The sequence below is a fragment of the Xylophilus rhododendri genome (assembly GCF_009906855.1).
In the GTDB taxonomy this organism is placed as follows: Bacteria; Pseudomonadota; Gammaproteobacteria; order Burkholderiales; family Burkholderiaceae_C; genus Xylophilus; species Xylophilus rhododendri.
The window spans coordinates 4,233,877-4,258,339 of record NZ_CP047650.1; the positions used below are offsets into that span (position 1 = coordinate 4,233,877).

Annotated in this window: 26 protein-coding genes; 12 read left to right on the plus strand and 14 right to left on the minus strand. The window is 63.8% G+C overall.

Annotation, left to right across the window (positions count from 1 at the left end):
* Window position 1: 1 nt before the first annotated feature.
* From GT347_RS19510 to GT347_RS19530, 5 genes are read left to right on the plus strand one after another with little or no spacing between them, the layout of a single operon-like run.
* Window positions 2-499 carry a serine O-acetyltransferase gene (locus GT347_RS19510; protein WP_160553784.1) on the plus strand — a complete coding sequence of 166 codons (498 nt, stop codon included), beginning with the start codon at window positions 2-4 and terminating at the stop codon, window positions 497-499.
* A 17-nt stretch (window positions 500-516) separates the two neighbouring features.
* Window positions 517-1,686 (plus strand): glycosyltransferase family 4 protein, encoded by a 1,170-nt coding sequence (locus GT347_RS19515; RefSeq protein ID WP_160553785.1) that lies wholly within the window; start codon window positions 517-519, stop codon window positions 1,684-1,686.
* Window positions 1,687-1,740: 54 nt separating this feature from the next.
* A complete protein-coding gene (locus GT347_RS19520; RefSeq protein WP_160553786.1) occupies window positions 1,741-2,808 on the plus strand; it encodes a glycosyltransferase in 1,068 nt (355 codons plus the stop codon).
* A complete protein-coding gene (locus GT347_RS19525) occupies window positions 2,805-4,472 on the plus strand; it encodes a GMC oxidoreductase (protein WP_160553787.1) in 1,668 nt (555 codons plus the stop codon). The genes GT347_RS19520 and GT347_RS19525 overlap by 4 nt, the downstream gene beginning before the upstream one ends.
* Window positions 4,469-5,440 carry an NAD-dependent epimerase/dehydratase family protein gene (locus tag GT347_RS19530; protein WP_160553788.1) on the plus strand — a complete coding sequence of 324 codons (972 nt, stop codon included), beginning with the start codon at window positions 4,469-4,471 and terminating at the stop codon, window positions 5,438-5,440. The genes GT347_RS19525 and GT347_RS19530 overlap by 4 nt, the downstream gene beginning before the upstream one ends.
* Before the next feature lie 54 nt (window positions 5,441-5,494).
* Here GT347_RS19530 and GT347_RS19535 read toward each other — a convergent pair whose 3' ends face one another.
* The 10 genes from GT347_RS19535 to GT347_RS19580 all read right to left on the minus strand — a co-directional run bounded on the left by GT347_RS19535 (window position 5,495) and on the right by GT347_RS19580 (window position 14,498).
* The gene (locus GT347_RS19535) at window positions 5,495-6,277 is read right to left on the minus strand and encodes a WecB/TagA/CpsF family glycosyltransferase (RefSeq protein ID WP_160553789.1); all 783 of its coding nucleotides are present in this window, start codon (window positions 6,275-6,277) and stop codon (window positions 5,495-5,497) included.
* Window positions 6,274-6,954, minus strand: a complete 681-nt coding sequence (epsI, locus tag GT347_RS19540) for an exosortase-associated protein EpsI, B-type (RefSeq protein WP_160553790.1) — start codon at window positions 6,952-6,954, stop codon at window positions 6,274-6,276. The genes GT347_RS19535 and epsI overlap by 4 nt, the downstream gene beginning before the upstream one ends.
* Window positions 6,951-7,904, minus strand: coding sequence for an exosortase B (gene xrtB / locus GT347_RS19545; protein ID WP_160553791.1), 954 nt, complete (start codon window positions 7,902-7,904; stop codon window positions 6,951-6,953). Before xrtB ends, epsI begins: the two co-directional genes overlap by 4 nt.
* Before the next feature lie 31 nt (window positions 7,905-7,935).
* Window positions 7,936-8,835 carry a chain length determinant protein tyrosine kinase EpsG gene (gene epsG / locus GT347_RS19550; protein ID WP_160553792.1) on the minus strand — a complete coding sequence of 300 codons (900 nt, stop codon included), beginning with the start codon at window positions 8,833-8,835 and terminating at the stop codon, window positions 7,936-7,938.
* Complete coding sequence (gene epsF / locus GT347_RS19555) at window positions 8,832-10,235, minus strand: chain length determinant protein EpsF (protein ID WP_160553793.1); 1,404 nt, start codon at window positions 10,233-10,235, stop codon at window positions 8,832-8,834. The genes epsG and epsF overlap by 4 nt, the downstream gene beginning before the upstream one ends.
* A gap of 36 nt (window positions 10,236-10,271) precedes the next feature.
* Window positions 10,272-11,081 (minus strand): polysaccharide export protein EpsE, encoded by an 810-nt coding sequence (gene epsE, locus GT347_RS19560; RefSeq protein ID WP_160553794.1) that lies wholly within the window; start codon window positions 11,079-11,081, stop codon window positions 10,272-10,274.
* Between the two features lie 30 nt (window positions 11,082-11,111).
* The gene (locus tag GT347_RS19565) at window positions 11,112-12,023 is read right to left on the minus strand and encodes an EpsD family peptidyl-prolyl cis-trans isomerase (protein ID WP_160553795.1); all 912 of its coding nucleotides are present in this window, start codon (window positions 12,021-12,023) and stop codon (window positions 11,112-11,114) included.
* Between the two features lie 29 nt (window positions 12,024-12,052).
* Window positions 12,053-13,267, minus strand: a complete 1,215-nt coding sequence (epsL, locus tag GT347_RS19570) for an XrtB/PEP-CTERM-associated polysaccharide biosynthesis outer membrane protein EpsL (protein ID WP_160553796.1) — start codon at window positions 13,265-13,267, stop codon at window positions 12,053-12,055.
* Entirely contained in the window at window positions 13,264-13,794 is a 531-nt protein-coding gene (locus GT347_RS19575; protein WP_160553797.1) for a Crp/Fnr family transcriptional regulator, read from the minus strand. The genes epsL and GT347_RS19575 overlap by 4 nt, the downstream gene beginning before the upstream one ends.
* 140 nt (window positions 13,795-13,934) lie before the next feature.
* A complete protein-coding gene (locus GT347_RS19580; RefSeq protein ID WP_160553798.1) occupies window positions 13,935-14,498 on the minus strand; it encodes an FxDxF family PEP-CTERM protein in 564 nt (187 codons plus the stop codon).
* Between the two features lie 374 nt (window positions 14,499-14,872).
* Between GT347_RS19580 and epsA the strand changes: the two genes are divergently transcribed.
* From epsA to GT347_RS19615, 7 genes are all read left to right on the plus strand, one after another.
* Entirely contained in the window at window positions 14,873-15,679 is an 807-nt protein-coding gene (epsA, locus tag GT347_RS19585) for an XrtB/PEP-CTERM-associated transcriptional regulator EpsA (RefSeq protein WP_160553799.1), read from the plus strand.
* Window positions 15,666-17,081, plus strand: coding sequence for an undecaprenyl-phosphate glucose phosphotransferase (locus tag GT347_RS19590; RefSeq protein WP_229722390.1), 1,416 nt, complete (start codon window positions 15,666-15,668; stop codon window positions 17,079-17,081). Before epsA ends, GT347_RS19590 begins: the two co-directional genes overlap by 14 nt.
* 334 nt (window positions 17,082-17,415) lie before the next feature.
* On the plus strand, window positions 17,416-17,943 hold the full coding sequence (locus tag GT347_RS19595) for a histidine kinase (RefSeq protein WP_160553800.1): 528 nt from the start codon (window positions 17,416-17,418) through the stop codon (window positions 17,941-17,943).
* A 47-nt stretch (window positions 17,944-17,990) separates the two neighbouring features.
* Window positions 17,991-18,737, plus strand: coding sequence for a response regulator (locus GT347_RS19600; RefSeq protein WP_160553801.1), 747 nt, complete (start codon window positions 17,991-17,993; stop codon window positions 18,735-18,737).
* A 5-nt stretch (window positions 18,738-18,742) separates the two neighbouring features.
* On the plus strand, window positions 18,743-19,444 hold the full coding sequence (locus tag GT347_RS19605; RefSeq protein WP_160553802.1) for a response regulator transcription factor: 702 nt from the start codon (window positions 18,743-18,745) through the stop codon (window positions 19,442-19,444).
* A 69-nt stretch (window positions 19,445-19,513) separates the two neighbouring features.
* Window positions 19,514-20,323, plus strand: coding sequence for a hypothetical protein (locus GT347_RS19610; protein ID WP_160553803.1), 810 nt, complete (start codon window positions 19,514-19,516; stop codon window positions 20,321-20,323).
* Entirely contained in the window at window positions 20,320-21,030 is a 711-nt protein-coding gene (locus GT347_RS19615; RefSeq protein ID WP_160553804.1) for a M15 family metallopeptidase, read from the plus strand. The genes GT347_RS19610 and GT347_RS19615 overlap by 4 nt, the downstream gene beginning before the upstream one ends.
* On the opposite strand, the gene GT347_RS19620 is transcribed toward GT347_RS19615, so the two are convergent.
* The 4 genes from GT347_RS19620 to GT347_RS19635 form a co-directional block, all read right to left on the minus strand.
* A complete protein-coding gene (locus GT347_RS19620) occupies window positions 21,027-21,521 on the minus strand; it encodes a hypothetical protein (RefSeq protein ID WP_160553805.1) in 495 nt (164 codons plus the stop codon). The two genes, GT347_RS19615 and GT347_RS19620, sit on opposite strands and share 4 nt — an antisense overlap.
* A 42-nt stretch (window positions 21,522-21,563) precedes the next feature.
* Window positions 21,564-23,000, minus strand: a complete 1,437-nt coding sequence (locus GT347_RS19625) for a helix-turn-helix transcriptional regulator (RefSeq protein ID WP_160553806.1) — start codon at window positions 22,998-23,000, stop codon at window positions 21,564-21,566.
* A gap of 158 nt (window positions 23,001-23,158) precedes the next feature.
* Window positions 23,159-23,374 (minus strand): hypothetical protein, encoded by a 216-nt coding sequence (locus GT347_RS19630; protein ID WP_160553807.1) that lies wholly within the window; start codon window positions 23,372-23,374, stop codon window positions 23,159-23,161.
* 131 nt (window positions 23,375-23,505) lie between these two features.
* On the minus strand, window positions 23,506-24,204 hold the full coding sequence (locus GT347_RS19635; protein WP_160553808.1) for a hypothetical protein: 699 nt from the start codon (window positions 24,202-24,204) through the stop codon (window positions 23,506-23,508).
* Between the last annotated feature and the right edge of the window lie 259 nt (window positions 24,205-24,463).

Consider the following 24,463-nt stretch of genomic DNA (forward strand, 5'->3'; position numbering starts at 1 on the left):
GATGTCATTTTTCGACGATCTCAAGGTTTATCGCGAAAGCGTTTTTGCGCTTGGTTTCTGGGGTTTGCAGGTCTACCGCTTCGGGCATCTGCGCTATCGTTTTCAGAGCAAATTGATCCGTTATCCGCTGGCGCTGGCGCACGGCATTCTGGCGAAGCTGGCAGAGATCTTTTTCGGTATCACCATTGGCGTGAGCGCGAAGATCGGACGCCGCCTGGTGATCGAACATTCCGGAGCCATCGTGGTGCATGGCAATACCGTCATCGGCGACGACTGCATCATTCGTCAAGGCGTGACGATCGGCAATCGCCGGCTGGACGATCCATTCGGCGCGCCCACCCTGGGCAACCGCGTCAATGTCGGTGCGGGCGCCAAGATTCTTGGCCGCATCACGATCGGCGATGGCGCCGAGATCGGAGCCAATGCGGTTGTCATTCAGGACGTGCCGGCGAATGCGATTGCGGTCGGTGTGCCGGCCCGCATTATCTTGCGCGGCTGATTGGCGAGGAGTTGAAAATGGTCAAACGTATTCTTTATCTGAAGGGCGGCACCGCCGTTCAGGAAGCAAAAGATCTTTTTCCGCGCAAAGGTGAACTGCTCGACGGCGGGCCGGACAAATTCGTGCTGGGTGTCATTCACTATCTCGGCGATGCCGAATTTCGCCTGGCCACCTTCGGCGCTGAAAATCAGGCGGAACAGGTCATGGGTTATGAAGCGGTGGAATATGCGTTGCGTCCGCCGCATGTGCATGGCTGGAGGCGTCGCTGGGCATTTCTGAAGGGCATGTCCCGGTTTTTTGTCGAAACGGTGCGCTACAAGCCGACGCAAATCCTTTGCGGCCTCGATGGTCCGACGGGTGTGGTTACCTGGTTTGCCGCGAAACTGTGCGGCGCCCGTTTTGTTTTCCTGGTGCACAACGCGCTGGTTCTGCCTTCGGTCTCGGGCATTTACCGGGCATCGAACCGCCTGATCCTGAAGCGCTCGGACCTGGTGCTGGCGCACGGTCCTTTTCTGCGTCAGCAGGCATTGGCCGGTGGCGCCGTCGCGAATCGCGTGATCGAATTCCAGAATGGCCTGGATGAGAGCCATGGCGCCTTGATCGATGCTCTTCGGAAAGAGGATGCTGCCGAGGCGGCACCTCAGACCTTGATCTACGTCGGCCGTGTCGAAGAGGACAAGGGGGTGTTCGATTTGCTGCAGGCCTTTGAATTGCTCGCCGCCCGATATCCCGTGCGCCTGAAATTTGTGGGGGGTGGGTCGGCCGTGGCGCCATTGCGTGAATGCGCCGCCAGCTCGCCAGTGGCGGACCGGGTGGAAGTCCTGGGCGCCGTACCATTTCCGGAGGTATTCAGCCACCTGAAGTCTTCCCTGGTCGCTGTGACGCCCACGCAGTCGCGTTTTCCCGAGGGGCTCTGCAAGACGGTGCTGGAGTCCTATTTCGTCGGCGTGCCGGTGATCGGGCCGGACTATGGGCCATTTCCCTATGTGATCGAAGACGGCGTCAGCGGTTTGTTATACAAGCCTGATTCGGTTGCCGATCTCGTCAAGACGATCGAGCGTTACCTCGACCAGCCTGAATTGCGTGCCACCTTGAAGGACGGAGCGATCGCCGCGGGCTTGCGCAACAAGAAGCCGGAGCTGGGGTTTCATCAAGCTGTCAGGGACGTGCTGTTGCCGGCCGCCTGAAACCGACTCTTGGCGCCATATCCATCACTCGCTTCGTCAAAACCCTTTATTCTCATGCCGGATCTCCTTGCCCAGAATATCGATAGCCAAGGCTTTCCCAGTGCCTGTCGCGTCTCGATCGTCATCAAGGCGCTCAACGAGGAGCGCCGCATCGAGAAGGCGGTGAGCAGTGCCCTGACGGCAGTGGCTTCGATCGGCGGCGAAGTTGTCTTGGCAGACTCCTGTTCGAGCGACCGTACGGTGGAACTGGCCTCGCGTTTCCCCATCCGCATCGTGCAACTGGCCGCGGCGGCGGAACGCTGCTGCGGCATCGGTCCTCAACTGGGTTATCAGCACGCCTTCGGTGAATATGTCTACATCCTCGATGGAGACATGGAAATGCTGCCGGATTTTCTGCCCCAGGCCGTGGCGTACATGGACCGCCATCCCGAAGTCGGCGGGGTGGGGGGGCGCATCATCGAAATGAATACTTCCAGCCTGGAGTATCTGGCCCGCATGGAGCGCGCGTCTTCGCATATGGCCGCAGGCGATGTCGACCGGCTCGATATGGGCGGGCTTTATCGGCGCAACGCCATCGAGGAGGCCGGTTATTTTTCGGACCGCAATCTCCACAGCTACGAAGAGCTCGATCTTGCGATCCGCATGCGCGCCAAAGGGTGGCGGCTGGTGCGCATCGATGTGCCTTCGGTCACGCACCATGGCCACGATGCTCCGCCGTATGCCCTGCTGCGCAAGCGCTGGAAGACCGGCTATATCTGCGGCCTGGGCGAATTGGTCCGGGCGAGTTGGGGGCAGCCGCAAATGCCCTTTCTGTGGCGCGATGTGCGTGAGCTGCGGCTTTATATCGGTGTGATGGTGTGGTGGGCAGTGCTGGTGCTGCTGGCCCTGTGGCCCATGCCGGTGGCGCTGAAGTGCCTGGCCTTGCTGGCGGTGGCGCTGGGGCCGTGGGTCCTGATGGGGTGGCGAAAAAAATCCTTCAGGAAAGCGACTTTTTCCGTGGTGTCCTGGGCCTTCAATGTGGCCGGGCTGCTGCGCGGCATGCTGCGCGCGCGCACGCCTCCGGTCCGGCCGGTCGACAGTGTCGTGGTCCAGGAGCCGCCTGCTCATGCAGGAATATCGTGATTCGGGAAGGCTCGTCCATCGCGGCGGGAAGTGTTCTGCGGGCGGACGTCTGCATCGTCGGGGCGGGGGCCGCGGGCATTTCCATGGCCTTGCGCCTGACTGGGCACGGCATGTCGGTGCTGGTGCTGGAGTCCGGCGGTTTCGAGCATGACGATTCGACCCAGGCGCTCTACGGCGGCCGGGTGGCCGATGCCAAGCTGCACAGCCCGCCCGATAAATACCGCCATCGGCGGTTTGGCGGCTCGACGGCCATCTGGGGCGGTCGGTCCATGCCGTTCGATCCCATCGATTTCGAAGCGCGGCCTTATGTGCCCGACAGCGGCTGGCCGATATCTTTCGAAGACGTCCTGCCGTTTTATCCGGATGCGAATCTGCTGATCGAAGCAGGGCGTTTTCAATACGATGCGGAATCTGCCTTCGGTCCCGATGCCCCGCCATTGATCGATGGTTTCGACAGCCCCCGGGTACGTACCGAAGGCATAGAACGGTTTTCCACGCCCACCAATTTTGCGCTGAGATACCGGCGCCGGCTTGAATTGGCGCCCGACGTGACGGTATTGCTGGGTGCCAATTGCACCGGCATCCGTCTGGCGGCGGATGGAAAAACCGTGCGCAGGGTGGATGTGGCGACCTTGGCGGGCAATCGTTTCTCGGTCGAATGCGCAGATACGGTCATTGCCAGCGGGGGATTGGAAGTCGCGCGAATCCTGCTGGTTTCTCGTGACGTGGCCGCTGCCGGGATCGGTAACGCGCACGACAACGTGGGCCGCTATTACATGTGCCATATCGCCGGCAATGTCGGCACGCTGACGGTGAACGGGCCGGTTTCCCGGGTGCGCCATGGCTACGAGATTTCGCCGGACGGGATTTACTGCCGGCGCCGCCTGAGTCTCACCGAGCCGGAGCAGCACCGCCTGGGCGTGGCCAATATGATCGCCCGGCTGCATTTCGCGCGCATCACCGATCCGGCCCATCGCAATGCGGTGCTCTCGGGGCTTTTCATCGCGCGCTCGCTGCTCAGCTATGAATATGCCAAACGCCTGCAGGACGGCGCGACGCAGGGCTGGGGCCACAAGCTGCGCCATCTCTGGAATATCGTGTCCGGGCCCTACGATGCGGTGTCGTTCGTGACGCACTGGATATTCAAGCGGACATTGGCCCAGCGCAAGTTTCCGTCCATCGTGCTGCGCAACCGGACCAATCGTTTCAGCCTGGATGTGCATGGCGAACAGGTGCCGCTGCGGGAAAGCCGCGTAACGCTCACCGACGATGTCGATGCGCTGGGCATGCCGCGTATCCAGGTGGACTGGCGTTATTGCCAGTTGGATATCGATTCGGTGGCCAGGACCCTCGATGTATTTGCTTGCGAGTTCGAACGCAGCGGCGTCGGCACCTTCGAATATGAGCGTGATCGTCTGGAGGATGATTTGACACTTTTCGGCGCCTATGGCGGCCACCATATCGGCACGGCCCGGATGGGCAGCGATGTCCGCACCAGCGTGGTCGACGCCGACTGCCGGGTCCACGGCGTCGAGGATCTGTTCGTGGCCGGCAGCGCCGTCTTTCCCACATCGAGCCAGGCCAACCCGACGCTCACCGTGGTGGCCCTGGCGCTTCGGCTGGCGGACCATCTGAAGTCGCGCTGGCAGGCGGTGCAAGGATGAAGGTTCTGGTTCTGGGCGGGTCCGGGCATATCGGCGCGGCCTTTGTACGCCATGCCGGGTCGGGGGAGGATGTCGAAGTCTGGCGCGCCTCGCGGCGTGCGGTGGCCGCCGGGGAGCGGGCCGTGCAGCTGGATACGCTCGATGGTGCCGCCTTGGCGCGTGCCCTGGCGGGCTTCGATGGTGTGGTGAACTGCGTGGCAGGTTCGGCGCAGACCATCTCGGCCGGAGCCGGGCGCCTGGCCCAGGCCGCCTTGCAGGCGGGCTGCGGCCGTATCGTGCATCTGAGCACCGTGTCCGTATACGGCCCGGTGGAGGGGCGGATACGGGAAGACGCAGCGCTCGATCCTGGCCTCGGCTGGTATGCCCAAGCCAAATGCGAGGCCGAAGCCCGTATGGGCGATTTTGCGCGACAGGGCGGGCAGGTGGTGGTGCTTCGGCCCGGCTGTGTGGCTGGACCGGGCAGCCAGCCCTGGGTGGGGCGTATCGGCCGCTGGCTGCGCGCCGGCCGTCTCGGCGATCTGGGTGCTGCCGGCGACGGATGGACCAATCTGGTCCATGTGCTTGATGTCTGCCGCGCCATCGAGGCGGGCCTGCGCCTGCCGCTGCAGGGCGGCGCATTGCAGGTCTTCAATCTGGCCGCGCCGGACAGCCCGCGCTGGAGTTCGTACTTCGTGGACCTCGGTGTCGCCATCGGTGCCAGCCCGATCCAGCGCCTGTCGCCGCGCCGCCTGCGGCTGGATGCCAAGCTGCTGGGGCCGCCGCTGAAGGTGGCCGAGAAACTGATGTCGCGCCTTGGCCTGCCCGCGCAGGCGCTGCCCGAGGCGATCTCGCCGGCCCTGGTGCGGCTCTGGCAACAGCAGATCCAACTGGATGCCGGGGCTGCGAGCGATCGGCTGGGCCTGAGTTGGACACCCTATCCGGAGCTGCTTCAGGACAGTGCGGACTGGTTCAATTCCCGCGCCGGCTGAGCCGGTGACCTCTGCGAACGGCGTGCCGGCGATGCGCCGGTTGCGTGGCTTTCTTCAGTGCGAAATGCCCGACGCACCATTCTTGGCGCTCAGCTTGAGTGTGGTGGCGCGCATCAGGAAGACCGGGTTTCCGACCACGTAGCGCATGAACAGGCGGCGTGGCTCCAGCGCCAGCCGGAACACCCATTCGCAGCCCATGTTGCGCACCCACTGCGGTGCCCGGGTGGTCTTGCCGCCCAGGAAGTCGATGATGGCGCCGCCGCAGATGATCAGGCAGGGCGTGTTCTTCAGGGCCTTGCGCAGCTCCACCGCCAGCAGTTCCTGCTTGGGCATGCCCATGCCCAGCACGATGAGGTCGGGACGCTGGTGCATGGCCATCGCCACGTAGATGTCCAGGTCGTGGAAGCCGTGCACCGAATCGATCTGGCTGTGCGGCGTGAGCTCGTCGGCCATCGAGTCGCGGGCGCGGCTGGCGTATTCGTCCCGGGTGCCGAACAGGGCGATGCGTTTGCCGTCGTACTTGGCCATGATCCGCGGGATCAGGTCGGTGCCGTTGAGGTTGAGGCCCGGTTCACGTCCCAGCATGCGGTAAAGCGTGGCCATGCCGGAGCCATCGCGCAGCACCAGATCCGCGGCCAACAAGGCGGCGTGGAATTCCGGCGAGTGCGCGGCGGAGTTCATGGCGTGCGCATTCACGAAGGCCAGGATCTGCGCCCGCTCCGGCCGCTCCAGCTTGTCGAGCAGCAGCTGCAGCTCCGATTCGTCGGGCACCTGGCGGATATGCTCCACCAGGCTCAACCATCGGTGCCGCCATGACGAGGTGGGAATGGCGCTCATGGCTGGCGTGCACCCACGAACCGTGCCCGGACGGCATCCGGCAGAGCTGCCGTCATGTCGGCGGCGAAACGGGCCTGGATCGCGTAAGCGGATTCCGTCTTGGGATCGACCGAGGAAATGCGCACCAGCATGCCGTCGGGAATCGTGCCGTTCAGGCCGTAATGCATCTCGGCGATTTTCTTGGCCAGGCCGCCCTGGTAGTTGCGTTGTCCCACCATGGTCCAGTAGGTGAGCGGCTCGACACGCGGTCCCTGGGTGTTCATCTGGACGGCCGTGACGTCGTGGCCGTCGAGTTTGATTGGCCGGGGCCGGCGCTCCAGCACGGTGAAGCCCTGTGCGGGGTAGCAGGCTTCGGGCTGATGCAGCTGGAAGCCGTCACGCTGGTCGCGGCCATAGGCGATCGACAGCATGACGACGTAGTTCTGGCTGTTGACATACACACGCGACAGCGTCTGGCTGTAGATCTCGCTGATCAGCTGCTGCTGGCCGGGATCCACCACTGCCGCGCTTGCCGTGGGCAGTTCCTTCCAGTCGCCGAAGGCCTGGGGCACCATGGCGGCGAGATCGATGGGAACCTGGCCATCCACCAGAAGCGTGCGCGGTGTCAGCGCCCAGGCGAGCCCGGCGGCCATGAACATCGCGACCATCAGGATGCAGCTGCGTACAAGGGTTTTCATGGCGAGGCTGGTTTCGGATGATGGAGCTCTGTGCGCCGCCGGAACTTCTCCACCGTCTGCAGCAGCGTGTCCAGGCCGATGATGAGGCACAGCGCACTCATGAACAACACCATGCCGGCGAAACCGTGCAGGAAGCCCTGGCCCGCGGCATCGCCGAAGTGGTAGGTGATCAGCACCAGGGTGGTGACGCGGATCACGTTGGCCGTGAAGGAGATGGGCACGATCAGCAGGGCCAGTCCGGTGTTGCGGAACACGGAGTCGCGCCGCACCAGGTTGAGATACAGCAGGCCCAGGGCTTCGAGCGTCAGCAGGGTGTGCAGGCCGGCGCAGGCATCGGCGACCAGCAGCTTGTATTGGCCGATCTGCAGGATCACACCCACGCGGGCGATCGGATAGCCCAGCGTGTAGAGCAGGTTTTCCGCGACATAGGACACGGCGATCTTCATCGGCATGGTGACGAGATCGACGATCTGCCCCGGCAGCGGCACCATGAAAAGCAGGAAGAACAGGCTGAACCACTGGGCTTTGAGCGCGGCGGCGCCGCGCGTGAGCAGCAGCAGGGCGCACAGCATCCAGATCAGCGAGCCGACCTCGAAGATGAGGATGTCCTGGGAACGGCCGAGCACATACAGCACCAGTCCGATCGCCGCGACCGGCCAGCCCCACCGGGAGATCTGCTGGTGCTCGCTGACCTGCATCATTTCCGGCCATTTGCGGTAAATGAGCCAGGCGCAGATCGCGAGGATGATCGGGCCGTGGCCTTGTTCGCCACTGCCCCAGATGCCCTGGAAGAGGCTGACGAAAGTGGGCAGGTAGAGAGCGGCCAGCCCCAGTGCGAGCGGCAGCCACAGGACCAGCAGTTGTTGCCGCCGGGGGGGCGCCCCGGCGGTGGCAGCCGTGGTGGCGGCGGGAATCGCCGCGCGGCCGGACTTGGTGATCGGGCTGGCCATGGTGCTGCGCTCCTGCTGCCTCGTGGATGCCTTAGGCGTCGTTCAGCACCGAGCCCACCACGGTCGCGCCGAACTGCTGCAGGTCGCGCAGCAATTGGTGGGCCTTGGGAAGCAGGCTGTGGTTCTGCCGGGTGACCAGCAGTGCGGCGCCTGCTCGGACGGCGACGGTCTGGGCGTCGGCATAGCCGGCGCCTGGCGGCGTGTCGATGATGATCACGTCGAAGTCATGGCCCAGGGTCTGCAGCAGCGCGGCGAAGGCCGGCCGGCCCAGCAGTTCCTGTGGATTGGGCGGGGTCGGGCCGGCGGGCAGCACCGACAGGCCCAGCAGGGAGGTGATCGGCCGCACGGCTTCCATGCCGGCGCGTTCCGACAGCAGGCTGGACAAGCCGGGGCCGTCGCCGAGCTTGAACAGCTTGTGCTGGCTGGGCGAGCGCAGGTCGGCGTCGATCAGCAGCGTGCGTTCGCCGAGCTGCGAGAACACGATGGCCAGGTTGGCCGCGATGTAGCTGCGGCCTTCCTTGGCCTCCGCACTGACGATGGCCAGCGCCTTGCGGTTGGCATCGCTGTCGAACCAGCGCAGCATCAGCTGGCTGCGCAGTGCGCGCAGGTGCTCGACCGAAGGGCTGAAAGGCTGGTAGGCCGCGACGAGTTCCTTGCTCAGCGAGTTGTCGTCGATCGGCAGGTAGGGATAGTCGAACTGGTGCGACAGGGCGTGACGGATGTCGTCCTCGGTCAGCAGGCCCAGGCGGATGGCGGCCTCGCCGAAGCGCAGCCCTTCGTCCTTTTGCAGGCGAAGAATGCGTTCGGCGTTCTCGGGCGTGAGCCGGCCGTTGTCCACCAGGATCGCGCCGATCGAGCGGCCGGCGCCGGCGGCGCGCGTTCGGAAGTTGGTACCTTGAGGGTCCAGGACTTCGATCGGGGAATGGTTCATGCGGCACTCCGGTGGCCCAGCGCGGGCATAGAGGATTTGTTGGACAGCTTGCGTTGAGCTCGCGACATGGAACTGGATGCAATCGAGGCCAGCACCGGCAGTTCCAGGAAGTCTGCGAGGTCGTCGGTGGAGCGGACGCGGCGGTTCGTCAGTTCGATGAAGAGCGCGATGCAGATGCCCAGGAGCGTGCCCACGAAAACCGATGCCAGCATGTTCAGCAGCACACGCGGGCTGGAGGGCTTCAGCGGCGGGCTGGCGACGGTCAGCACCGACAGGTTGGTCTGGTTGGACAGGCTTTCCAGGCGCGATTGCGCGGCGCGCTGGCTGATGGCCTCGAATTCACGCTGCGCGGCATCCACATCGCCCTTGAGCACATTCAGTTCGTTGCGATGGTTGTTGATTTCCAGCACACGGTCTTTTTGCGCGGCGATGGCGGCCTGCAGTTCACGTTCGCGCTGCTTGCCCACCTGGTAGGCCGTGTTGATCGAGGCGGTGATGCGGGCCGTTTCGGTGTTGAGCTGCTGTTTCAGGCTGGCCAGTTCGGCTTCGGTGCGCTTGGTCTGCGGATGTTCGGCGCCGAGGTTGCCACTGCTTTCCTGCAGCTTGGCCTGCACCCGGGCGATCTCGGTCTTCAGGCTGTTGACCAGCGGGCTCTGCATCACTTCCTGCACGGTGTCGCCAGCGCCACGCTTGCTCTGGGCATCGGTGGTCATCGTCTGGATGGCCGTGAGCTGGGATGCGGATTCGTTGAGTTTGGTGGTTTCGAAATCGAGGCGCTCGTCGGTGGCGACAATGCCGACCTTCTGCTGGTATTCGTAGAGCGCGCGCTGGGCCTTGTTCAGCTTGTCGCGCGAGACCTGCGTCTGGCCCTGGAACCACTCGGCGTATTGGCGCGCCGGCTCGACTTTCAGGTCGAGGTTGATGTCGACATAGGCCTTGGCGAAGGCATTGGCTGCTACTGCTGCGAACTCCGGATCGGAGGTCTTGTAGTCGATGGTGATGACGTTGCTCTCGCGCGCAGGGCGCACATCGAGGTTGCGCCCGATGGAGTCGGCCAGGTAGTTGATGAACGAGCCCTTGCCGCCGGTTTCCTCCACCCACTGGCTGCGGATGGTGGGGTCCTTGTCCATGCCCAGCAGCGTCACCACACGTTGGGCAACGCGATCACTCGTGATCACGTCCACCTGGGTGGCCATGTAGCCAGGCGCCACCATGCCGGGGAGCACCACGCCGGTGAGACTATCGGGCGACTTCACATCCACCAGCACCGCGGCGGTAGCCGTGTAGCGCCGGGGCATCAGTGCGGTCAGAACGGCAGCCACGGCCACGGTGATCAGCAGCGCCAGGAGGGCAACCTTGTAGCGTGCACGCAGGATGAGGAGGAATTGCTGGATGGTCATGACGAGCGTCCTGTCGAGGGGCGGTATCTGTAAGTCCTAGAACAGGCTTTCGCGGACGTAGATCACGTCATCGGCCTGGATCGGATCGGTGAGATTGGGCGTGACGTTTTCGACGACACCCGAGGCGTTCTTGCGGCTCAGGCGCAGTCGGCTTTCGCTGCCGCGAGGGGTCGGGCCGCCGCCGGTCGCAAGAGCTTGCATGACCGTCATGCCGCGCTCGATGCGGTAGGGGCCGGGGCGCTGTGCTTCGCCGTAGATGTAGAACATGGGTGCGCGGTGCACATAGATCGTGTCGCCGTCGCGCAGCAGAAGCTGCTTGTCTTGGTTCTGGCCAATGAACAGGCCGGGGATGTCTATCGTCTGGCGAAAGGGCTTGCCATCACGGGAGCCGACCACGATGGCGATGTCGTCGCCCGTCGGCGTGACGCCACCGGCGGCGGCCAGCAGGTCGCTCGGCCGGTTGTTGGTGGTCTCCAGAGGGAAGCGGCCCGGCCGGTTGACCTGTCCAAGCACCGCCACTTGGCTGCCGCGAATCTGGCCCAGGCTGATGGTGACCTGGGGATTCTTCACGAAGCGTCCCTGCGCCAGCGCGTCGGCAATCGCTTTCTGTGCTCCCGTGACACTCAGGTCGCCGATGCGGACATTGCCGATCAGGGGGTAGCTGATGACGCCGCTTTCAGGTACCTGGGTATCGACTGTAAGGTCGGGGTTCTGGTAGACCTGGATGTGGATGACATCGCCGGCGCCGAGCTTGTAGTCGGGGGCGGCTGTCTGCGCGTGGGCAACGCAGGCCGACAGTGCGACCATCACGCAGGCCAGCAATTTTTGGTGGAAACGCTCGAACATTTTTCTATCTCTCCGAATGGGCTGATATGTTTATTTGGCCGAGTTGTCGGTGGGCGCTTCTGCAAATTCGCCAACGTAATCGATCTTGGCTTGCGATCGAAGATTCTTTACCAGCGTGGCCAAACTTTGTGTCAGGTTCTGGTTGTTCAGGAACTGTGCGATCCGCGGCAAAGCCATGGCTTCGGAAACAGGTGCTTCTTCGTAGGACTTGAGATAGATGACACTCACGGTTTGCGGATTGGCCGCCACCATGCCCTGCCCCTGGCGCAGCCGCTGTAGCTTGGGAAGCAATTCGAGCGAAATCTGCTCGGCGGATCGCTGCGAGTCAGCCTTAGCAAATTCCACGCCGCGTGCTTTTAGAATGGCGGCCGCGTCGTCGGCAGGGCGGCCGGCATCGACGGACGCGGTGACGGCGGATTTGATCGCATCCGGAGTGCTCGCCGCGAAGTTGATTTCCTGCAATTGGAACACGCGGCGCTGGCTGAACAGTTCCGGATGGTCGGCGTAGTACTTTTTGATCTGCCGCTCGTCTGGCTTGGAAGTTTCCGCGCTGGTGGCCTGCAGGTAGGCATCGGCCAGCACGTCGCGGCGGGCGTTTTCCAGGTTCATCTGGACATCGGGCGAGCGGTCGAGCTTGTCGTCGATCGCCTTCTGCACCAGCAACTGTTGATCGACGAGCTTCTGCAGGATCTGTTGCCGCAAGGCCTTGGCGGCCTCCGGCGTAGGCGGGTTGGCCTTGGATCGCGTCATCAGGTAGTTGATCTGGTGCACCGAGATCTCGGTGCCGTTGACCTTGGCGGCTACCTGCGAGGCCGCTTCCGGCTTGGCTTCCTTGCTGCAGCCTGCGGCCAGGAGCGCGACACCCAGGACTGCCACAGGTGCCGCGAAGCGATGCCAGCGCGGAGCGAAAAATTCAGGATTGGTTTCGGTCTTGTTGGTCATGGTGAAACGCCTGCGGCACTTCGTACGATTCAAAAAGAGATCTGGGCCAGCACGCCGACACTGCGGCTGGTGTAGGTGAAGCCGGTGTAGTTGGAATCGCGCCGGTCCTGTTGCAACCAGGCGCTCAGATCGACCTGTTCGCGGGGTTGCCATTCGACGCTGGCGCGGCTGAGATAGACGTGGTCCTCGCGCTGCTGCACCACATTCACGCCCGGTACATCGCCGCTGAAGCGGCGGCGGGAGACTTCCTGGCGCAAACGCAGCTTGAGCTTTTCCTTGACCTGCCAAACAGGGCCGAAGATCAACTTTTCGGTGGTCATCTGGTTGGCGTAGAGGGCCTGGTAGTCGCTCAGTTCGTGGGAAATGCCGGCTTCCAGGTTGGTGCGCGCGGAAAGCCCCCATGTCAGCGTGGCTCCGCCAGATACGCCGCTGTAGTCACGGAAGCTGAAATCGTTGAAGGTGCGCTTGCGATAGGCCAGGCGGCCGATGATTTGGCTCTTGTCCGTCACCAGCCACACCATCTGGAGCTGGTTTTCCGTCTCGTCGAAAGCGGAGGGCAGGAATGCGCCAGCGGCGAATGACACGGCACTGTAGCTGCCGCTACCACGCCGCAGTCGGTAGGAAAGCTGGGAGCCCGAGGCGAATACGCGCTGGATCCCGCCCTCGACGGAGTCGAGGTCGAAAGCTCGTTGCTCCTGCACAGTGGACGTGTTGGCGACGCTGAATCGCGAGGCGCCGCCTACCAGCTGCCAGGCGCCGTCCAGTTCGTAGATGCCGTCGGCGCGGGTATTGGTGACGATCCGCTCGTTGCGGATCGAATAGTTCTGAAAGTCGTTGAAGCCTACAAGCGACTTGTCGCGGGTTGCCGTGACGGTGCCGCGTATGCGCGGAGTCACGTTCCACTTGAGCAGGCCTGCGTAATTGAGCGCGCTGAAGCTCAGGTAACTGAAGTTTTGGTAGTCGTAATTGATCGCATTGACCGTTAATTCGACATGCTGGAGTCCGTAGTCTTTGACGAACGCCGCGGTGGCCGTCGCTGCCTTGATAGTTTCGGCAGCGCTGTCCCTGCCGACCAATGCCTGCGCGTTCGCACCCTTGGGCAGAAGGAAAAGGTTGTCGTTGTGGGTGACGGAGTAGCTGGCCGAGAGTTGCAGCGTGTCGTTCGGGTTCGCATAGGCGGATGCCGCCAGCAGGCACCACGGGGCCAGCCGGAACGGCAGGGCCCCCAAAAAACTGAACCTCATGAATGCGCCCCGATCATGCCCATATTGTCGCCAGAGCCTGTGAATGCTCGAAGTCGGTGTGTCAGCTGCTGGATGAGCAGTGAAAGGAATTTATTTCCGACTCTGGGATGCTCGTGGACTACGGCATCCAGGGATTGCCTCGTCAACACGGCGAAGTCGGTAGGCTCCGCGGCGATGCAGCTCGATTCGTAGTCGCTGCCATCGACCAGCGACATTTCGCCGGCCATGCCGCCAGGCCCTATCCGTTCTCTGGCGACCTGGTTGCCCAGGGTATCGGTCCGTATCAGGTCTACGCAGCCCGTCAGTACGATGATCAGGAAATCGCCGGCACGCCGTTGCCGCAGGATCGGTGTGTCACGCGGCACGCCAAAGCATTTCATGTAGTCGCTGAATATATTGCACTCCTGCAGACTGAATCGACCGAACAGCGCGTTGCAGCGCGTGGCCTCTGCAAATTCGTACGCGTAATCTGACGCCCGGCCCAATGGCTCTATATTGGGGACCAGCGAAATGGAAGAGTTTTGCATTGGCGAGACGGACGTTAATCAATTGGCAGCGCGTTGGGCTCACGAAATTGAAAGGCCAATAAATTTTACATCTAAAAACAATGGAGTACCCCATGGTACTCCATTGTTTTTAGATGCCCCTAGTCAGGGGCACGGGGGTGTCAATGCAGCTTCTTGCGGCGGCGGGCGATGAGGCCCATCATGCCCAGCCCGGCGGCGAGCATGGCATAAGTTTCCGGTTCTGGCACGGGTGGCGTCACCGGCAGCGTTTTGAGCGCGATGATCGCGGTGTAGCCGGCCACGCCGATGCTTTCGCCGGCAATGGACAGGGTGTAGTCGGTGTTGGCCGAGAGTGTGGCGGAAGTCGCCACGGTGGTGACCAGCGCGGAGCCGGTGTAGCTGGTGCTCGTGACCCAGCCGGTGGAGATCGGCGTGAGGCCGGCGAGGTCTGCCGTGTCTGTGTACAGCCCTTGGTAGATATTGATCTCCTTGACTAGTGCGCCGTACACGCCCTCGTAGGTCACGCTGGTGGCGCCAGAAGCGCCGATGCTGTTAGAGGCGATCTTGAAGCTCACGACGTCGGAGAAGGATCCGTTGGAAGTGACTTGATCTGTCGTATAGGTTCCGTAGATGAGGCCTGCGGGCGTGTATGCCGCTTCTGCGGAAAACTGCAGCCCTAGAAGAAGGCTAGTGGCTACAGCAACTTTAGTGATGACATTGCGCATGGTGATATTCCTCTATTGGTTAGGAGGTTGGGACGGGACGGAGGGGACAACTTCAATGTCTCATGCACCCCAAACACCCTCAATAGCCCAGTCAGACTAGCTTTCAATGTCTCCTGCAAGTCTTTGTGCTGGCGCGGATTTCACCCTTCAATTACCTTACGCAGCCGGCGCCGATTTAGTGCGCAGACCACGAACTGAGGTATTCTTCATGTGTCTAGGTGTATCGATGAGCGAGCCAAAATAATGTGGATAGTGAGTATTCGCAAACTTGTCCATGAGCATTGGACCCCGCGCCTGGACCTTGCAACGCGTGTCGACGACGGCCCGCGCCAGCCTGAGTTCCATGAACCGCAGCAGCACGACCGAGCAGCCCCATGACCTTCTTCTCGTCGCTCTCGGCGGACGACATCAGCCGGTACTTCCGCATGATCACGCAGGCGGTTGGAGTCAAGCGTCATTTCGACCTGCTGGTCTGGCTCCAGGGAGATGTGCAGGCGCACATCCCGCATGACATCCTGGTCGCGGGCTGGGGCGACTTCGACAAGGGCCCGCTCTACCACGACATCGTTTCGGACCTTCAAGGTGTGCGCTCGGAAAATATCGATTCGCGCGCCTTGTCGCCTTTCCTGAAAAACCTGTTCAATCGTTGGCTGGAATACGAGAAACGACCCTTCGTCATTTCCGCTAATGAAACCGGATGGTTTCCGACCGACGTCGATCTGCAACGCCAACTCGGCGATGGCTTGCCGAAGGCGCGTTCCATGCTCGTGCATGGAATCAGCGACGAGCGTGGCAAGCACGACTGCATCTACATTATTCTGAGTACCAAGGTGACTTATGGCGATGCGGTTTGCAGTGCCATGGAGGTATTGCTTCCGTATATCGATACGGCGCTGCGCCAGGTCGCCCATTTGCCGCTGCAGCAGATTCTTCCGGATACTTACAAGCCTTCCATCGATCCGGCCGAAGGTAATGCCGCGGAGAAATGGAATTTGAGTCCACGTGAAGTCGAAATCATGCATTGGGTTGCCATGGGCAAGACCAATTTCGAAATCGGCAGCATCCTGAATATCAGTTCGTTCACGGTGAAGAATCACATGCAACGGATATTCAAGAAACTGGAGGTCTCGAACCGCATGCAGGCCGTGTCGTCGTTCAAGGCCGCCAGTGCCAGCGAGTGACCCTGCCCCGCTGGTTTCGGCGCGGCGTTACAGCTCGGCAGTCAACAGCGGCAGCAGCCTGCTCGGGTCCATCGAATCCCTGCTGGAGCCGGTGGTGCTGGTCGGCAGCCTCTGGCTGGTCGCGATCTGCTTCGGAGAGGAGCGGGCGGCACCTTACATGGGGCTGTCCATCGTCGTGTTTGCTCTCACGTTCCCGGGCATCTCGCGCTTGCAGGAGCCGGCGCTGAAGCTGGTGGCGAACGTGGCGTTCTCCTGGGCGTGGATCGCGGGTCTGTTGCTGCTGGGGGGGTACGCGACGCGGACGCTGCACCAATTCTCGACCGCCATCGTGCAGACCTGGCTCGTGGTCGCGCCGGCCATGCTGGTCATGGCGCATTTCGTGGTCCGCTGGATGGCGCCTTCCATCCTGTCGCTGGAGGGCGCCGGCCAGAAAGTGGTGATCGTCGGCATGAATGCGCAGGGCCTGGCGCTGGCCGACAATATCGCGCAATCGCCCTACACGCCGATGAAGCTGGTCGGTTTCTTCGACGACCGCGAACCGGAGCGGCTCGGCAGCGTCGCCCGCTACCCGCTGATCGGCCGCATCGAGCAACTCGCCGCGTTCATGAAGGAGCAGCGCATCTCGGTGATTTTTCTTTCGTTGCCGATGGCGGCCGAGCCGAAGGTGATGCAGATCCTCGATGCACTGAAGGACACGACTGCGTCGATCTACTTCGTGCCGGACATGTTCGTGACCGACCTGATACAGGGCCGGACCTCCGAGGTGAACGGTGTCACGGTGATCTCCGTCTGCGAGACACCGTTCCATGGCCTCATGGGTGTGGTCAAGCGGTGCAGCGATGTACTGCTTTCGCTTTGCATCCTGGTGCTGATCGCGCCGGTGCTGGTCGCGGTGGCGGTCGCCGTCAAGCTGAGCTCGCCGGGGCCGGTGATCTTTCGCCAGCGGCGCTACGGTCTGGACGGCCAGGAGATCGTGGTCTACAAGTTCCGCTCGATGCATGTGCAGGAGGACGGCGCCTCGGTGCGGCAGGCGCAGAAAAACGACAGCCGCATCACCCCGCTGGGCGCGATCCTGCGCCGTACCTCGCTCGACGAACTGCCGCAGTTCATCAATGTGCTGCAGGGCCGCATGAGCATCGTCGGGCCGCGGCCGCATGCGGTTTCGCACAACGAACTCTACCGGCGGCTGATCAAGGGCTACATGGTCCGGCACAAGGTCAAGCCGGGGATCACGGGCTGGGCGCAGGTCAATGGTTTTCGCGGCGAAACCGAGACGCTGGAAAAGATGCAGGCCCGCATCGAATACGACCTGGACTACCTGCGCAACTGGTCCCTGCGGCTGGACCTGCGCATCATTTTCAAGACAGTACGCCTGGTCTTCTGGGATCGGCAGGCCTACTGAAGGCTTCGAGGCCAGAGGCGTGCCATGTCCAGGCACGCCTCGAACGTTGAACAAAAAAGAGTGCGTGCACTCACTTTGCTGGATAATGCCTCTTTTTGCGCGCAGCGTTTTTCAGCTTGCGTTTCTTGGCACTTATGGGCGTTGTCAGATGGGTCATCGGGTATGCGTCGTTAGGCATCGCCGCACTGGCGGCGCTGTGGTGGTGGCGCTTGCTGCCGCGGGCGGGCGGGCCGCACGGCATCGATCCGGCTCGCGGTACTCCTGCATTTGCACGCCATAGCGCCCCCCATGCGCCATGGCGGCGCCCACGCCCGGTGCGGATATCCACCTGGTGATGAACACCTTCAACCGGATGGCAGCCGAGCCGCAAGCCACGGAAGAGCTGCAGCTTGAGCAGATCTTCAACCTCTCCGACTATCTGCGGCATTGCCTGGAACATGCAGTTCCGGTGGAGGTCGAGCTGCAGCAGGAGATCGAGATGCTCGAAAGCTATCTGCGTCTCCTTGCCGCCTTCCGCCGTTGCGAGCTGTCGCTGCCGGTGCGTTGCCTGCCCGGTACGCGCGACCTGAAGCTGCGTGCCCATTCGACCTGCCTGATCGCCCATGCCCTTTTATGCGGCCATCCGGCTGAAATGGCGGGGCGCTGGACCTTGCCGATGCGCGTGGGCCTGACCGAGGAAGGGGACATGGCCATCGACATGACGCTCCGGCCGCTGTTCCACGCGGGCGAGCCGCGCATCGCCCGCGTGGCAGAAGAGCTGCAGTCGCTGTGCGACGCGATGTCCAGCCCATCGGCCCGCTGGCGCTATGGAATCCTGCCGGACACGGGCTGTGACGTGGCGGTCACGGTGAGGATCTCCTGATGCGTCCATCCAGCCCCAAAGGCACTCGACCGAAACCTATCCAGCCCATGCATGACACGACGATCGGCCGCCCGGCGCGGCATGTGGAAAGACGCGGCCGGCACCGCCGCCTGTGCCTGGTCATCGATGACGACGCGGTCTGCCGCAGCGCGGCGCAGCGCCAGCTGCGGACCCTGGGCTTCGATGCCATCCTTGCCGCATCGAGCCGGGAGGCCATGGACCTGATCGACCAGCGCAAGCCGTCCACGGTGTTGATCGACAACTGCCTGCCCGATGGCGACGGATACAGTCTGGCGCGCCGAATACGGCACCTGGAACGCGCTATCGTGGACCGCCGGTCTGCATGGCCGCTCGTGCTGGTGGCGTTATCGGCCCATGCCGGCAAGCTTCATCTGGGTCGGTGCCTGGCCGCCGGCATGGACCAAGTCCTGTCCAAACCTGTATCCCTGCCGGCACTGGCTTCGGCACTCGGCGTCGCCAGCACGGACGCACGCGCACCAGGCAACTTGCATATCTCCCGCTCCGGCCCGCTTGCGCAGAACGCGGTGCTCTCGGAACTGTACTGGAGCAGCTGCCGGGCTGACCTGGAAGTACTGAAAAAAGCCGTCGACGCGCGGGACTGGTCCCTGGTGCGTGCACGCGCTCACCGGATCCGTGGTGCCTCGCAAGTGGTGGGTATGCACTCGGTCGCCGGCTTGGCATTCGTACTGGAGCGGCTGGACGATGCCGAGATGAGCCACAGCGGCATACGGGCGCTGCGCTGGCTCGGGCGTCTGGTCGCGCATGGCGGCTAGCCAGCATGGGTGCGGCGCTTTCGGTTCCCCGCGCGATGGCTCGGCTCGCCCCGGCATTCGAGGACATCCGCATTGCCGTGCTCGACGACCACGTCGTGGTGCGCTACGGCATCGAGCTGCTGATCGGACACAGTCCCGGTTATGGCTGGACCGGGGCCGCGTCCACCCTGGCGGAACTGCTGCGCCTGCTGATCAGCTGCCCCTGCCATGTGCTGGTGCTGGATTACCAGCTGTCGCCGGACGAAATCGACGGCTGGAGCCTGGTGCGCTACCTCCGCTCCCGCTTCCCGCATATCCGGATCCTGGTCTACACCTCTTACGACAGCATCAAGATCGCCAGCATCGTGCGGCGCGCCGGCGCGCACGGCTTTCTCTCCAAGAGCGCGGGACTCGACCCCTTGCTCGATACGATCCGGCAGCTCGCCGCTGGCGAAACGGTGTATCCGGCCGGGCTGCCCGAAGCCGCGGCGATGCCGGATCTGGCAGGCGAGCAGCCAGGTCTTTCTCCGCGCGAGATCGAGGTGCTGCGCTGCAGCCTGCAGGGCATGAATGTCACCAGCATCGCCGCCAAGTTCTGCCGCAGCGTCAAGACCATCAGTGCCCAGAAGCAGGCGGGCTACCGCAAGCTCGGCGTGCGCAACGATCACGATTTTCTGATGATGTATGCCGACGCCCGATTCGAGCCCGGCTGGCTGCGCCTGGGCTGAACCGCCATGCAAGCCGCTTTCGGAATCGTCTCATTGTGTGCAGAGCCGGCCTCTTTCACCATCGCGCCCATGAGGCATTTCACCCAAGCGCGGCACGGCGCTCCATGGCAGGCGACTACGCCGGAAAAAACGGTTCCGAAGATGTCCGCGCGAAACGCCGCCAGCCCGCCGTCTGCGATCCTGATCCGCAGTTTCGGTGGCTTGCGTGTGTATGACCTGAAGGCGAACCGTGTCGAAGGCGCCTGCCGGACGATCGGCCTCGGCGCTCGCCAGCGTCAGCTGCTGCGATGGCTGCTGCTGGCGCGCTGGGGAGCACCGCTGGAGGTCACCGCCGTAGCCGACGCGATGTGGCCCGGGGCCGATGGCGCCGCTGCCGCGAGCAACTTCGCCAGCGCGATTCGTCGGCTGCGTGTGCTGCTGGGCGGGCCGGCCAGCATCCTGATCGAGGACGGCACGGTGGCGCTCGACCATGGTTGTTGCGGCAGCGACCTGGATCTGCTGCACGGCGACATGGCTGAGTCACTCGCCGCTTTTGGGCGGGAGCGCGCCGAGCAACTCGTCTGGCGCCTGCTGGAAGATCTGGCGGGAGACAATCCGGTCCTGCTGGCGCCACCCGACAACCAGGACATGGCCGAGCGCATCGCCGCTGTCGGGCTGGCCTGGAGCCGGCTGGTGATGCGCCTTTCGCAAGTCCTGCAGTGCGGTCCTGGCGCGCGGCTGGTGATGCAGCTCTGCGAGCGGCTGGAGCGCCATCGCATGGCCGATCCACAGCTCATGGCGCAATGGCAAAGCATGGCCCGCCGCCTGGATGCGGAGCGGCCGCAGACCGCCATTCCATTCCCCCATGAAACACACAAGGCGCGCGCCCACTGCCCATGAATCCGGTCTCCAACGCCATCTTCGTCGATCTGGCGAAATTCGATCCCGGCCTGCTGATCGATGCCCGCTACGCCGGGCATGACAATTTCCTCGGCCGTCCCGCCGCCGGCTACGACGCGCCGATCTGCCTGCTGACCTTGCGTGCCGCGCTTGCCCTGAGCACCGCCAACCGGCTGGCGGCCCGGCTCGGGCTGGGCCTGAAGGTCTTCGACGGCTACAGGCCGCAGCGCGCGGTGGACGATTTCCTGCAATGGGCGGCAGACCCCGAAGACCCGCGCACCCGGGCCATGTACCACCCGACGCTGCAGAAACACGAGCTGGTGCCGCTGGGCTATATAAGCGCACGTTCCGGCCATTCGCGCGGCAGCAGCGTGGATCTCACCCTGGTGCGGCTCATCGAGCAGGGCCAGCCGGTGCCGGCCGACCCTGGCGCGTTGACGGTCATGCTGGCCGACGAGGATTTCCTGCCGAACGGCGAACTCGACATGGGAAGCCCCTTCGATTTCTTCGGCGCCGATTCCCGCATGGACAAGCCTGAAATCGACCCGCAGTTCATGCGGCGCCGCCGTTTGTTGCGTTCGCTGATGCAGGCCGCGGGTTTCCAGGGTATCGCCCAGGAGTGGTGGCATTTCGGCCTGGTCGACGAGCCTTTTCCGCAGACCTACTTCGATTTCCCCATCGCACAGGGCAGCTGGCTGCAGAGCTAGGGCGCCGGTGCGCCGGTGCGCCCATCGGCCCGCTCGTCCTCCTCACGTTCCTCGGCGGCGGCCGCCAGCATTTTTTTCCATTTGCCGGCCTGCTCGTCGAGTGAGGCGATCAGTGCTTCATTGGCCGCGATCTGGCGGCGCAGTTCCGCGCAGGCCTGCAAGGCCTGATCGACTGCCGTGCCGGCCGCCGACAAGGAGGCCGCGGCTTCGTCGCATTGCAACAGCAGGGCCTGGGCATGCCTGCGCCCGGCTTGCAGATCCTCCAGTCTGACGGCCCGTCCGTGGCTGGTACGGTCCTGGAGCTGCAGCAGATAGTCGCCATGCGACTGCCGGCGCGCCTGCAGATCCTGCTCGCGCCGGGCCTGGCGCTCCAGGCAGCGCTCATGCTCCGATACCGCTTCGGCCAACTGGGCCTGCAGGGTCTGGCCACGCCGACGACGCACCTGCACGAGGGTGCCGAAGTCACGGATCGCGCGTTGCTTCTGGTCCATCCGGTCGGCCTCGGCGGGCCTTGCACTCCGGGCTTCAACCCATCAGCCCATCGTCGTCTTGGACGGCGTCTCGTTGTAGTAGCGGCGATAGCCGGCCGTCAGCGCGGTGCGGTTGCGGATGCCGTGCTTCATCGCCACTTCCATCACACCGGCACCGGTGGCTTCCTGCAGGTCCTCGCGGATCTTCTGCATGCGATGGCGCCGCAGCACCTCGCGCGGCGACAGCCCGATGTGCTCCTTGAAGGCGAGCTGCAGCGCGCGTTCGGATACGCCGATCACATTGGCCACATCGTTGATCGACAGGGTCGAGACATGCGAATGCGCCAGCATGTACTGGTAGGCGCGGCGGTAGCGGGCCGGCAGCCGCGCGCTGATGTCGTCCTTCACCACCGCATAGTGGCTGGCCGGTTTTTCATCGAAACGCTGGGCGATCGGATAGACACTGCGCATCGATTGCATGGCCAGCAAGGCATAGCCGGCATACATCGCCAGCCCCTGGTCCGACAGGCCTTGCAGCAGGCGCAGCTTGGCATAGCAATACACCAGCTGCCGCTGTTGCGGATCGGTTCCGTCGGCATTGGCCAGGTTGCGTTGCAGCGCGGTCGAGCCGCCGCCCACGATCAGGATTTCCGCGATGTGCACCAGCTTGCCCGCCAGTGCCGCCTGCGTCATTTCCAGCACCACCGTCTGATGGCATTGCGGCGACAGGATGCGGGTGTTGCTCAGGCAGGACTGCAGCGTCAGGCTGTCGCTGGCCTGACCGCGCGCCAGGGCCAGGGCGCGGCTGAGCTGATCGGCGCGCTGCTCGATCAGGCGCGCCACGGCCGGGTCCACTTCGCCCGAGACGACCGGCATCTCCATCAGTGCGGAAGGCGTGGCCGGGGTGCCGAGCGACTGCCAGTAGATGTCGTCTCGCAGTTCCGTCTGCTGCTGAACCGTGGCACGCACGTCGAAGTCATGCAGCATGAGCAGGGCCAGCTGCTGCCATGCAAAGTTCGCGGCCGCTGCGGCCTCGCTGGAAACCGTGTTGAGCAGGTCGCGGGCCCGGCTGCGCAGGCCTGACTCGAACAGGATGCCGGCCATCAGCATGTGGGCTTCGAACCGGGCAGGGCGTGTACAGGCGCTGCCGAGGATCTTGTGGAAGCAGCTGGCGGCGGTCTCGAAGCGGCGCTGGAACATCGCCAGCAGCCCCGCGCTGCGGCAGGACAGAGCCTCGGTCTCCGGCGAAGACTCCAGTCCCTTGAGCGAATGGCGATAGGCCTCCTCGGCATCCTCCAGCGCGCCGCGCAGCAGGTGGATGTCGCCGCACACCTGCCGCAGCCGGGCATGCTTCAGAGGATCGTTGGCTGTCTCGCCTGCGGCCAGCGCAGCGACGGCGGCCTCGGACAGACGGCCCTCGGACATGCAGTGAGCCGCCAGCGGCGCGATGACACTGCAGTCGAGGGTGGAGCTGATGAGCAGGTAGTGGTAGGCAATCATCTTGTCATCGGGTTGGACCTGGGGAGAGAACCGATCCCTTCAGTGTGGCGACCACTGCGGGCAGGAGAACTTGCATTCGTCTAGGAGCATTCCTAAAACGGCGGTGAACGAAGGCCTGGCCTGGTGCGCCGGCGTCCTGGCGAGCGGCTGCTTCGGTTTCAGCCGCCGCTGTCGCCGTCTTTCATGTCATCCATGTCGTCGGCCTCGTCCGTGTCGCCGCGCATTTCCAGCCATGAAGGCGTCCGCAGTTCCTGCATCTGCGCCATCAGCCGGGCCATCTCGTCGCAGTCGCCGCCGGATGCCTCGACCGGCTGGAGCGGCCGGCATGCCGCCGCCGCTCCGGGCCAGCCAATAGGGGAGAAGTGCGAGCTCATCGTTGTCCTGTGAGAAGTGATGCTTGACCGATCCGCCGCCATGATCGGCAGCGGCAATGGCGCGGCGACCGATCGAGGCGAAGTTGTGGCGGCGAATGCGAAGCCTGCGCGGAGTGCCTGCGCGCCTGCTCTTAAGGAGAAGGGCTGCGCTGCGTGCCGCCCGCCTCCAGGCGCCGCGCTGCTTCGTGCAGCAGTTCCAGCACCAAGGCTGCTGCAGTCAGTACCGCGGGCTGGCCTGACGCCTTGCCGGGGCCGGCCGCGAAGCCGTCCGCCCACTGCATGAATGGCGCGAAGTCCAGGTCCTGCGGCGCGCTGGCTAGCTGCTCGCGCACGCCCTGGCGAAATGCGTTGAGCCGCTGCCAGATCAGGCCGCGCATGAAATCCAGCTTCTGCTCCATGGCCGGGGACGGCGTGTGTCTCAGCTCGCGGCGCCCGATCTCATCCGTCAGCCTGAGCAACTGCCGCTGGGCACTGTCGAGGCAGGATGCGATTTCCAGCGCCAGGCCTTCCACCTGCCCGGGCTCGAGCTTGCGCAAGGGATGGGCGCTCTGGACGAGCCGTCCGGCCACCTGTTCGCTCTGCGTCAGCAGGGCATCGAGCGCGTACTGCGCATTCCTCTCGCGCAGTCCGGCGGGCATGGCCTCGATGCCGGACTCGAACTCGCCGCTGGCGGCCTTCGTTTGGCCGGATGCCGCCCGCAAGCCCTGCAAATGGGCGGCTTGCGCGTCGGCGCCGGAGCGCACGGGCGCGGCATTCGGCGCGGTGGCCGAGGCCGGCGCCGGCTGGCCCGTGAGGCCGGGAATAACTTGATTGAAGAAACGAAGGTCCATATCGGCGGTATTGGAAGAGTTCGATGGCTTGCAGCGTAGGACGCCGTCCGGCCTCTGTCCGCCCGCCGCCCGAAACCTTGCGATGCCAGGCGAAGTACTTCCGCTCCCTCGGTTTCGAGACTTCTTGTCTCGTCAAGCGAAATAGGGCCGGCATCGCGAAGCGGCCGGACCGGCTTTTGGGCATGCGACTTCGCATGCGGTGACGACGCTTCGCATCGACGTGCGGCGAATGCGCTGGCTGGCCTACGCTGAGCCCACC